The sequence below is a fragment of the Burkholderia sp. Bp9016 genome, assembly GCF_003857765.1.
Classification (GTDB): Bacteria; Pseudomonadota; Gammaproteobacteria; order Burkholderiales; family Burkholderiaceae; genus Burkholderia.
In genome coordinates, this window is record NZ_QTPY01000056.1 from 1 (window position 1) to 9,919 (window position 9,919).

The 9,919-nt window shown below is 66.1% G+C and carries 10 protein-coding genes and 2 tRNA genes; 7 read left to right on the forward strand and 5 right to left on the reverse strand.

Features of this window, described 5'->3' with window-relative positions; translation table 11 throughout:
- Positions 1-247: 247 nt before the first annotated feature.
- Positions 248-324, reverse strand: a tRNA-Arg gene (locus DIE13_RS32080).
- Between the two features lie 175 nt (positions 325-499).
- Positions 500-1,330, reverse strand: coding sequence for an undecaprenyl-diphosphate phosphatase (locus tag DIE13_RS32085; protein WP_124830984.1), 831 nt, complete (start codon positions 1,328-1,330; stop codon positions 500-502).
- A gap of 482 nt (positions 1,331-1,812) precedes the next feature.
- Between DIE13_RS32085 and DIE13_RS32090 the strand changes: the two genes are divergently transcribed.
- From DIE13_RS32090 to DIE13_RS32110, 5 genes are all read left to right on the forward strand, one after another.
- Positions 1,813-2,724: an aldose epimerase gene (locus DIE13_RS32090; RefSeq protein ID WP_124830985.1), complete on the forward strand. Its 912-nt coding sequence runs from the start codon at positions 1,813-1,815 to the stop codon at positions 2,722-2,724.
- 134 nt (positions 2,725-2,858) lie between these two features.
- Positions 2,859-3,551: a peptidoglycan DD-metalloendopeptidase family protein gene (locus DIE13_RS32095; RefSeq protein ID WP_124830986.1), complete on the forward strand. Its 693-nt coding sequence runs from the start codon at positions 2,859-2,861 to the stop codon at positions 3,549-3,551.
- A 366-nt stretch (positions 3,552-3,917) separates the two neighbouring features.
- The gene (locus tag DIE13_RS32100; RefSeq protein ID WP_124830987.1) at positions 3,918-5,537 is read left to right on the forward strand and encodes an acyl-CoA synthetase; all 1,620 of its coding nucleotides are present in this window, start codon (positions 3,918-3,920) and stop codon (positions 5,535-5,537) included.
- A gap of 82 nt (positions 5,538-5,619) precedes the next feature.
- Positions 5,620-5,946 carry a DUF2288 domain-containing protein gene (locus tag DIE13_RS32105; protein WP_124830988.1) on the forward strand — a complete coding sequence of 109 codons (327 nt, stop codon included), beginning with the start codon at positions 5,620-5,622 and terminating at the stop codon, positions 5,944-5,946.
- A 10-nt stretch (positions 5,947-5,956) separates the two neighbouring features.
- Positions 5,957-7,339: an MATE family efflux transporter gene (locus tag DIE13_RS32110; RefSeq protein WP_124830989.1), complete on the forward strand. Its 1,383-nt coding sequence runs from the start codon at positions 5,957-5,959 to the stop codon at positions 7,337-7,339.
- Between the two features lie 19 nt (positions 7,340-7,358).
- On the opposite strand, the gene DIE13_RS32115 is transcribed toward DIE13_RS32110, so the two are convergent.
- Positions 7,359-7,538 (reverse strand): hypothetical protein, encoded by a 180-nt coding sequence (locus DIE13_RS32115; RefSeq protein WP_124830990.1) that lies wholly within the window; start codon positions 7,536-7,538, stop codon positions 7,359-7,361.
- A gap of 135 nt (positions 7,539-7,673) precedes the next feature.
- On the opposite strand from DIE13_RS32115, the gene DIE13_RS33110 reads away from it, so the two are divergent.
- Entirely contained in the window at positions 7,674-7,844 is a 171-nt protein-coding gene (locus tag DIE13_RS33110) for a hypothetical protein (protein ID WP_167357983.1), read from the forward strand.
- Between the two features lie 211 nt (positions 7,845-8,055).
- On the opposite strand, the gene DIE13_RS32120 is transcribed toward DIE13_RS33110, so the two are convergent.
- Entirely contained in the window at positions 8,056-8,862 is an 807-nt protein-coding gene (locus tag DIE13_RS32120) for a GNAT family N-acetyltransferase (protein WP_096502706.1), read from the reverse strand.
- 157 nt (positions 8,863-9,019) lie between these two features.
- The gene (gene sixA, locus DIE13_RS32125; protein ID WP_124830991.1) at positions 9,020-9,481 is read right to left on the reverse strand and encodes a phosphohistidine phosphatase SixA; all 462 of its coding nucleotides are present in this window, start codon (positions 9,479-9,481) and stop codon (positions 9,020-9,022) included.
- A gap of 162 nt (positions 9,482-9,643) precedes the next feature.
- Between sixA and DIE13_RS32130 the strand changes: the two genes are divergently transcribed.
- Positions 9,644-9,720: transfer RNA gene (locus tag DIE13_RS32130), tRNA-Pro, on the forward strand.
- Positions 9,721-9,919: the final 199 nt, after the last annotated feature.

Sequence of the window (9,919 nt, forward strand, 5' to 3'; positions counted from 1 at the left end):
CTAACGCCCGTCTGGCTTGAGTTTCAGGCCAATTTTTCTCAGCTTCTCCTCGGTGTCAAATCGATCACCCCCCCACACTGTTTACCGCCGACGGCAGATCCGGCTTGCTCAAACATCGCTCTCGAGCATGCCGCTGACATGGATTAATTTGGATCTGCTTTGACCGCGAACACCTACACGATACCTACATGAAATTCTTGAGGATCGGGGATGGGCTTCGAAACACAAGCTAACGCATTGATCTGACTGGCCCGCCCTACACGATTCGAACGTGTGACCTACGGCTTAGAAGGCCGTTGCTCTATCCAACTGAGCTAAGGGCGGTCAAGGAAAAAGACACGGCACACGGACCCGGGCCGCATTTGCCGCACAAGGCTTCGAACGCCACCACAACCACTACCGGTGCGAAGCCCCGAAACAAAACGGGCCCGGCATGAAGCCGAGCCCGAAATTATACCCGATCATCGCGCCATATCACGCGCGAGCGGCGCTGCAACCGTCAAACCGGCTGCGCGTGCAGCATGAACCACCCGAGACAGAACACCCCGGCGATCACGCAATACACGCCGAACGACGCCAGTCGCCCGCGACCTTCGAAATAGCGCATCAGGAACCGCACGCTCAGATAAGCGGCGATCGCCGTCAGCACGCCGCCGAGCAGCGCGTCCGCGAGCTGGCCATGCGCATGGAACAGCTTCGGCAGTTCGAGCACGCCCGCCGCGAAAATGATCGGCGTGCCGAGCAGGAACGAAAACTCCGCGGCTTTCTCGGCCGTCAGCCCCGCCGCATTGCCGGCGATCATCGTCAGCCCGCTGCGCGAGAACCCCGGAATCAGCGCGCCCACCTGCGCGAGACCCACGAAGAACGCCTGCTTGAACGTCATCTTCTCGGGCGGCTGATGCGCGCGGCTGCGCTGGATGCGGTCGCCGATCCACAGCAGCACGCCGTTCACGATCAGCGCGATCGCGACGATGCGCAGGTCGTGGAACACACGCTCGAGGCGCTTCTCCAGCAGCAGACCGACAATCCCGGTCGGAATCGTGCCGACGATCAGCGCCCACATCAGGTGCCCGTCGTCGTTCTTGCGGCCACCGAGTTGCGCGAAGAAACCGCTGATCAGCGCGATCCAGCGCGCACGGAAATACCACAGCAGCGCGAGCGCGGTGCCCAGGTGCAGCGCAACCAGGAACGGCAGCAACTGCGGCGCGTGCTTGTCGATGTGCATGCCGAACAGCGCCGGCACGAGCAGCGTGTGGCCGAGGCTGCTGACGGGGAACAGTTCGGTGACGCCCTGCAGGACGCTCAGGAATACCAGAAACCAGAGACTCACGCGTCGGTCCTCTTAGTAGTGATCAATCGGGAAGAAAAGCGGACGACGCAGTGCGCGTCCGAAAAAATGCGCCCCGATTATGCCGAGCCAGGATTACCGCGCCAAGGCATTTGGCTGGATATTGCGGCAATGCACACAAACGCTTGCAATTTGTAAGCACATGGAAAGCAAAAGGCCCGCCATTTGCATGGCGGGCCTTGCGAATCCGGAACAACTTGCCGTCAGCGGCCGAGCTGGTAGAAAAATAGTACCGTGCTGCCGGTGAACATGCCGAACAGTGCGATTCCCATTGCCATTGCCAGATCCATGGCGCCTCCAGAAGTGTCATGACCCGGCAACATCACCGGTTTACAGGCATTATCCAGACCGTCGGCAATCTGAAAAACTCGCGATTTCCCGAGAAGGGTTTTCCCCGACCGCCTCGCGGCCGATAATGGAGCGCGCCGTTGCGCACCCCGCCCACCCGTTCATTCCGATTCGCCATGCCGATCTTCCAGCAGCACGACATTCATGAACTTCACGCCGGCCCGTCGCTCGTTCGGGTCGCCCCGCAATTCGGCGGCCGCCTGCTGTCGTGGCACGTCGACGGCGAACCGGTCATCTTCTGGCCGGAAACCGCCGACTGGCGCAACCTCGCACGGGTGCGCGGCGGCAACCCGCTGCTGTTCCCGTTCCTCGGCCGTCACCGCGTCGACGGCGAACTCGGCCGCTGGCGCGATGCCGCCGGCGTGGTCCGCGACCTGCCGATGCACGGCTTCGCGCGCGACCTGCCGTTCGCAGCACAACCGTCGGCCGACGGCGCCGCGCTATCGATGACACTCGATGCGAACGACGCGCTGCATGCAAGCTATCCGTTCGATTTCCGCTTCGAAGCGACCTACCGGCTCGCCGACGCACACACGCTCGACGTCGCGCTCACGACGACCAATCGCGGCGACACGCCGCTGCCGTACTACGCCGGCCACCACTTCTATTTCGCGCTGCCGCACGGCGAACGCGACGAAACCACGCTCGAGCTGCCGCCGACGCGCCGCTGCCTGCAGCAAGCAGACGGCTCGATCAGCGCCCCCGAGCCCGGCGCAGCCTCGTACAGCCTCGGCGATCCGGACATCCTCGATCGCTTCCATTGCCTCGACGGCGCGTCGTCCACGCCGGTACGCATCGTGATGCCGGGCCGCCGCCGCACGATCGAGATCGCGCTCGACGTGCCGGGCTCGATCCCGTGGTACGCGGTCACGAGCTGGACGGAAAAGCCGGAATCGGACTTCTACTGCGTCGAGCCGTGGCTCGGCCTGCCGGACGCGATTCACAACGGCCTCGGGCTGCGCATGCTCGCCCCGGGCGCGTCCGAAACGGCCGCGTTGCGCATTCGCGTGCTGCCGCTCGCCGACTGACATCGCGCGCCTGACCGGTGGTGCGCGACGCCACCGCCCCGGCCCGAAACTGCGGTGCGCGGGTCGAACCCGTTAAAATCGGACGTTTTGTGTTGCCTGCCGCGTCGCGCGCGGCAGGGTTTTTGCGAGGTTCAATGTTCGGAACAACAACGAAGCGGCTCTGCGCGGCCGCCTGCGCCGCACTGCTCGTCGCGTGCGGCTCCGCCCCCGTCGGCCCGGGGTTCTATCGCGTCGAACGCGGCGACACGCTGTACAAGATCGCGCGCGAGAACCGCACGTCGATGCAGAACATCGTGCGCTGGAACCAGATCACGAACCCGGACGCGATCGAGGTCGGTCAGGTGCTGCGCGTCGCACCGCCACCCGGCACGACGACCGCGTCGACCACCGGCACGGGCAGCGCGGGCCGCAGCCGCCCCGCGCCTTCCGCGCCGGTCGAATCGGCGGTCAAGCCGGCCACGAGCATCGCGCTGATCTGGCCGGCCGCCGGCAACGTGGTGCGCAGCTTCGACGGCGCGAACTCCAAGGGCATCGATATCGCGAACTCGGCGGGCACGCCGGTGATGGCCGCGGCACCCGGCGTGGTCGTCTACGCGGGCAACGGCTTGCGCGGCTACGGCGACCTGATCATCCTCAAGCACAACTCGGACTACCTGACGGCTTACGCGCACAACCGCGCGCTGCTCGTGAAGGAAGGACAGTCGGTCACGCAGGGGCAGACGATCGCGGAGATGGGCAACAGCGACAGCGATCGCGTCGCGCTGCACTTCGAGCTGCGCTACGGCGGCCGCTCGATCGATCCGGCACGCTACCTGCCGTCTCGCTGAGCACGCGACAGACGACATGCGGTGCCGGCTCGCATCGCGTGTCGTCGCAACAGATCGGAAAGGTCGTGTCAGCGCCGGCGCAAACGGCCGGTGAAACGGCCGGACAGCGGATCGACGCGGCTGGCGAACACCACCAGCGCACCGATTCCGAACAGGCTGAACCCCGCAGCTATCAGAAGCAAATCCATGGTCACATTACTGTTTTGTCGTGATCTTATGCGTCATTGTGGAATCGTGCACTGAACAGCCCCCGTCGCACGAGTCCGAACATTCCCTATCTATCAGACGCCATTGTGGCTTCGATCGCGTGAAATGCCGATGTAACTCATCGACGCAATCCGACGATCGATGCAGAGGAGACATGTGATGCTGCCCGCCGCCGACCGCTACGAAGACCTGCTGTCCCGCTTCGCGTGGGACGTTCCGGCCCGCTACAACATCGGCGTGGAAGTCTGCGACAAGTGGGCCGACGGCAGCGGACGGCTCGCGCTGATCCACGAAACGGCGCAAGGCAACGTGTCGCGCATCACGTTCGACGACCTGAGGAATGCTTCTAACCGGCTCGCGAACAGCTTCGCGCGCGCGGGCCTGCGACGCGGCGACCGGATCGGCATCTTCCTCGCGCAGGGTCTCGAGACGGCCGTCGCCCACCTCGCCGCCTACAAGCTCGGCGCGATCGCGGTGCCGCTGTTCACGCTGTTCGGCGTCGATGCACTCGAATACCGGCTGGCGAACAGCGAAGCCGCCGCGCTCGTCACCGACGCGGCCGGCTACGCGAAGATCGCGCCGCTGCGCGCACAACTGCCGGCACTGCACACATGCTACTGCATCGGCGACGATGCGCCCGACGCGCCGGGCGTGCTGCGCTACGACGCAGCACTCGCAGCCGAATCGCCCGATTTCGTGCCGGCGGACACCGCCGCCGACGATCCGGCGGTGATCATCTACACGTCCGGAACAACCGGCAAGCCGAAAGGCGCGCTGCACGCGCATCGTGTACTGCTCGGCCACCTGCCCGGCGTCGAGATGTCGCAGCAATGTTTTCCGCGCGACGCGCGCCTGTTCTGGACGCCCGCCGACTGGGCATGGATCGGCGGCCTGCTCGACGTGCTGCTGCCGTCATGGCATCACGGCGTGCCCGTACTTGCGCGCCGCTTCGAGAAATTCGACGGCGAGGCCGCGTTCGCTCTGATGGCGCGGCACGGCGTGACCCACGCATTCCTGCCGCCCACCGCACTGAAGCTGATGCGCGCGGTGCCGGCGCCGCGCGAGCGCTACGCGCTATCGCTGAAATCCGTCGCGAGCGGCGGGGAATCGCTCGGCACCGAGCTGACGGCGTGGGGACGCGAGGCGCTGGGCGTCACGATCAACGAGTTCTACGGGCAAACCGAATGCAACATGGTCCTGTCGTCATGCGCAGCGCTGTTCGACGCGCAGCCCGGTGCGATCGGCAAGGCCGTGCCCGGCCACATGGTCGCGATCGTCGACGAACACGGCACGCCGCTGCCGCCGGGCGTCGAGGGGCGCATCGCGGTACGCCGCCCCGATCCGGTGATGTTCCTCGAGTACTGGCGCAATCCGGACGCGACGCGCGACAAGTTCGCGGGCGACTACCTGCTCACGGGCGACACCGGCACGATCGACGCCGACGGGTTCATACGCTTCGTCGGCCGCGACGACGACGTGATCACGAGCGCCGGTTACCGGATCGGCCCGGGGCCGATCGAGGACTGCCTGCTCACGCATCCGGCGGTTCGAATGGCGGCCGTGGTCGGCGTGCCCGATGCGACGCGCACCGAGATCGTCAAGGCGTTCGTCGTGCTGAACCCCGGCCATGTCGGCGACGACGCGCTGGTCCAGGCGCTGCAGGCACACGTGCGTACGCGCCTGGCCGCGCACGAGTACCCGCGCGCCATCGCGTTCGTCGACGGCCTGCCGATGACCGCGACCGGCAAGATCGTGCGCCGCGCGCTGCGCGACGCATGAGCGGCCCGCGGGCGGCCGGGCATCCGGCCGGCCGCCCGGATGGTTTATAGTGGCGCCACGCAGTCTTTCCAACGAACAACCGATGTCCTCCCACCAACACGATTCCGCCGCGGGTGCGTCGCACAGCCCGCTCTACGCCAAACTCCTCGGCGAAACCGCCAAGATCGACTGGTGCGATCTCGAACGCTTCTTCGCACAGGGCAAGCTGCTGTCGGTCGCGGGCGACCTCGATCTCGTCAGCGTCGCGGAAGCGATTGCCGACGACGCTTCGGAACAGGTCACGCGCTGGCTGTCCGCCGGCCTCGTCGCACGCATGCCGGCGGAAACCGCCGCCGACTACGCGGCGCGCAATCCGGAGTTGTGGGCGGTCGTCGTGTCGCCATGGGTATGCGTGCAGGAACGCGCCTGACGCGTCCGCCATGTCCGAATCCGCATTACCGCACGGGGCCGGCACCGGGCCGGTTGCCGGGTCTGTTGCCGTCTCGCACCGTCGCGTCCTCGCGCTCGCCTTCCCGATCGTCCTGGCGAACCTGACCCAGCCGATTCTCGGCGCGGTCGACACGGCAGTCGCCGGCCATCTCGACGGTGCGCAATATCTCGGCGGCGTCGCGCTCGGCGGGCTGTTCTTCAACTTCGTGTTCTGGGGCTTCGGCTTCCTGCGCATGGGCACGACGGGCCTCGTCGCGCAGGCGCACGGCGCCGGCGACGCCGCCGGCATCCGCCTGAACGTGCTGCGCGCGCTGATCGTCGCGTTCGCGCTCGGCGCGGCCGTGCTCGCGCTGCAAGTGCCGCTGCTGTCGTTCGCGTTGACCGCACTGGGCGGCAGCGACGCGGTTCGCGCGACGGCCCTCGCGTACGGTCAAGCCCGCATCTGGAGCGCCCCGTTCGCGCTCGCGAACTACGTCGTGCTCGGTTATCTGCTCGGCGTGCAGCGCGTGCGGCTCGCGCTCGTCGCACAGGTCTTCATCAACGCGGTAAACATCGGCGCGGTGCTGCTGTACGTGTACGGCTTCGACTGGGGTATCAGCGGAATCGGCGCGGCGACCGCCACCGCGGACGCCTGCGGCTTCGCGCTCGGTGCCTGGATGTTGTGGCGGCTGCGGCCGCGCGGGCTGGCGCCGCTCGCCGCGCGTGAACTGGTCGACCGCGCGGCGCTCACGCGACTGATCGTGCTCAATCGCGATATCTTCCTGCGCACGCTGTGCCTGCTCGGCGCGTTCGGCTGGTTCGCCCACCTCGGCGCGAAACAGGGCGATGCGACGCTCGCCGCCAACGCACTGCTGTTGAATTTCCAGACCTTCATGGCGTACGGGCTCGACGGCTTCGCGCACGCGGCCGAAGCGCTCGTCGGCGCGGCTGCGGGTGCGCGCGATCGCACCGCATTCCGGCAGGCCGTGCGTGTCACGCTGCTGTGGTCCGTGCTCGGCGCGCTGCTGTTCGCACTGGTCTATTGGGCGGCCGGCGGCTGGATCGTCGCGCAGCTGACCGATCAGGCCGGGATCCGCGCGGTCGCGCTGCAATACCTGCCGTGGGCAGCGATCTCGCCGATCGTATCCGTGTGGGGATTCCTGCTCGACGGCGTGTTCATCGGCGCGACGCAGACGCAATCGCTGATGCGCGCGATGATCGCGTCGTTCGCGATCTTCATTGCCGCCACGCTGGCCGCCGTCGGCCCGTTCGGCAATCACGGGCTGTGGTTCGCACTGCTGCTCTTCATGGTCGCGCGCGGCGCGACGCTCGCACGCTACCTGCCCGCGCTGATGCGCCGGATCGGCGCCGACGCACCTGCTGCCGGCGCGTGACGCGCCGCGCCGCCGACCGTTATTTCGCGGGGGGCGCCGAACCCGGCTCGCCAAGCATCGACGGCGGCGTCATGTCGGTCGGCACGCCGTGATAGTCGGCCGGGTCTTGCGGCGGATGGCCGCGACGGGCGTCACGGGGATCGCTGCTGCAGCCGGCAAGAATGGATGCGGCCAGCACGGCGAGCATGAAACGGGTCATCGAAAACGCTCCGGAAAACGGCGCGCCCATCGCGCGCCAGAACCGGGCCGAGTCTAGCGGAATTCCGGGTTAGAGGTCGTCCCGCACATGTTCTACCATGTACGCATGGCGCTGTGCCGTTGAAAGGAGGCTGCCATGACGTCTGAAGAAATCGCTGGCCTGATCGGCCTGTTCATCGGCCTGATGGTGCTCGTCGCCCTGTCCTACTTCGAGTCGCGCGAATACAAGCGCAGCCATGGGGGCGAAGGGATGATCCATCACTGGATGGCGGAACACCATCTGCTCGACTGGCGGCGCAAGCACTAGCAAGCCGCGCCGTCGTACGGGCCGCCGCACGTGCGGCCCGCCTGCTGACGCACCCGCCCGGGCGCGCTGGAGAGCGGCGTACCGCCCGAATTAACGGGGTTCGATACCGTGGCATCGTCCGAATGGCCGAACGCCGTCGCGTGGCAGACGGCCGGGCGGCGGCGTTCGCTTGCGCGCGCCCATGGCGGGCGCCCCGCGATCCGGAGGATGCTCAGCCCAGGAAGTGCCGGGCGTAGCGTGCGTTGATGTCCGACAGACGGAACAGCGTGAGGAAATCGGCGCAATTGAAGTCGGGATCCCAGGCCGGAGCGCCACAAATCTTCGCGCCGAGGCGCAGATAGCCCTTGATCAGCGGCGGCGGCGCGACGACCGTGCCCGTCTGCAGTTCGTCGACCGGCAACGCCGTATGCGGGAACGCGCGGTATTCCGGCGCCGTCAGCGAACCGGCCGACAACGACTGATACAGGTTCGCCGCATAGTGGCCGCCATCGGCCATCGACACGCTCGCGCAGCCGAGCATCGTCTCGTAGCCGTTCTGCATCATGTAGGCGCCGAGACCGCCCCACAGCGCCATGATCACGGCGCCGCTGCGGTAGTCGCTGTGCACGCACGAGCGACCGACCTCGACCATCTTGCCGCGCAGGTGCGTGAGGCGCGACAGATCGAATTCGCCTTCCGCGTACAGACGGCCGACACGCGCGGCCTGGTGCGGCGGCAGCACGCGGTACGTGCCGACGACCTTCAGCGTATCGAGATCGCGCACCAGCAGGTGGTCGCAATAGGCATCGAACGGATCCACGTCGAGACCGGACGGTCCGCTGACCTGCGCGCCCATCTCTTCGGCGAACACGCTGTAACGCAGACGCTGGGCTTCGCGCAATTCATCTTCGGTGCGCGCCCAGGCGGCGCGCAGACGGTATTCGGATGTGACGGTTTCAGCAGCGCGCGGCAGGTGGCGCCGCGTCGTGTCGAGGGGAAGCGAGGCAAAAGGGAGCGTAGGCGTCGGCAGTTCTCGCATTAGGCTTTCCTGGTCGTAAGGAAGAGGACGACATGCCAGCAATGTAGTAATCAGCCGTTACCGTTCTGTGGCACGACCGTGTCCTTTCAATGACGTGTCGCCGAACTGACTTTAGCAGAAAGCTTGCGAAACCGTATGACGAATGCCTTCAACCCCTTTACACGAGGTCCGGAGTCAACACCGCGCGCAGTACAGCCTGACGGCTGCCGTCGCGCGTGCGGCTCGCGAGCCATACGATGCCGCCCTTTTTGACGCTCCAGCTGTCGTCGCTACCCGCGATCAGCTGCGCGGCGACGCTGCCGAGCGTCGGCTGATGGCCGACGATCACGACCGTCGGCGCGATGCCGTCCGGCCAGCCGGCCGCCGTGAGCACGTCGTCGACGCTGCCGCCCGGCGCGAGCGAATCGATCGTGCGGTACTGGTCGGTCAGCGCCTCGACCGTCTGCACCGTGCGTGCCGCCGGGCTCGCGAGGATCATGCTGCTCGATTCGAGCCGGCTGCGCAGCCATTTGGCCATGGCCTGCGCTTCCTTGCGCCCGCGGGCGGTCAACTGGCGCGCGACGTCGCTTGCCGCGTAGTCTTCGGCTTCGGCGTGACGCCACAGGATCAGGTTCATCATGATTTCCTCCATGCGTTGGCGACGATCCGGCCACACGTACGTGCCCCGCGATCGCCATGCAAATTGTCGCCAATCGCGGCCGGTTCGGGGTCACGCACATCGCATCATATGCATAACGTGATTGACTCCGTCACCGATTAGACGATATGATCTTTGGCTCGTCGGAGCGTAGCGCAGCCTGGTAGCGCATCTGATTTGGGATCAGAGGGTCGTAGGTTCGAATCCTATCGCTCCGACCAAAGGAATCAAGGGGTTACATGCCAAAAGCGTGTAACCCCTTTTTCTTTATTCGGTTCATGTAACCATCATGTAACCCGATTCAGCCTAGGTCGATCCATGGTAATCCCCCCGAGAAACCGGTGTGATCAGAAGTAGAATTTTCTTGTTGAGGGAGTTCTACGGAATGAAGAAATCGAGATTCACGGACAGCCAGATCAT

Excerpts from the sequence above, each read along its gene's own strand:
- DIE13_RS32095 (WP_124830986.1), top strand. The coding sequence starts at position 2,859 with ATGTTCGGAACAACAACGAAGCGGCTCTGCGCGGCCGCCTGCGCCGCA.
- DIE13_RS32090 (WP_124830985.1), top strand. The coding sequence starts at position 1,813 with ATGCCGATCTTCCAGCAGCACGACATTCATGAACTTCACGCCGGCCCG.
- sixA (WP_124830991.1), bottom strand. The coding sequence starts at position 9,481 with ATGATGAACCTGATCCTGTGGCGTCACGCCGAAGCCGAAGACTACGCG.
- DIE13_RS32110 (WP_124830989.1), top strand. The coding sequence starts at position 5,957 with ATGTCCGAATCCGCATTACCGCACGGGGCCGGCACCGGGCCGGTTGCC.
- DIE13_RS33110 (WP_167357983.1), top strand. The coding sequence starts at position 7,674 with ATGACGTCTGAAGAAATCGCTGGCCTGATCGGCCTGTTCATCGGCCTG.
- DIE13_RS32115 (WP_124830990.1), bottom strand. The coding sequence starts at position 7,538 with ATGACCCGTTTCATGCTCGCCGTGCTGGCCGCATCCATTCTTGCCGGC.
- DIE13_RS32105 (WP_124830988.1), top strand. The coding sequence starts at position 5,620 with ATGTCCTCCCACCAACACGATTCCGCCGCGGGTGCGTCGCACAGCCCG.
- DIE13_RS32100 (WP_124830987.1), top strand. The coding sequence starts at position 3,918 with ATGCTGCCCGCCGCCGACCGCTACGAAGACCTGCTGTCCCGCTTCGCG.
- DIE13_RS32120 (WP_096502706.1), bottom strand. The coding sequence starts at position 8,862 with ATGCGAGAACTGCCGACGCCTACGCTCCCTTTTGCCTCGCTTCCCCTC.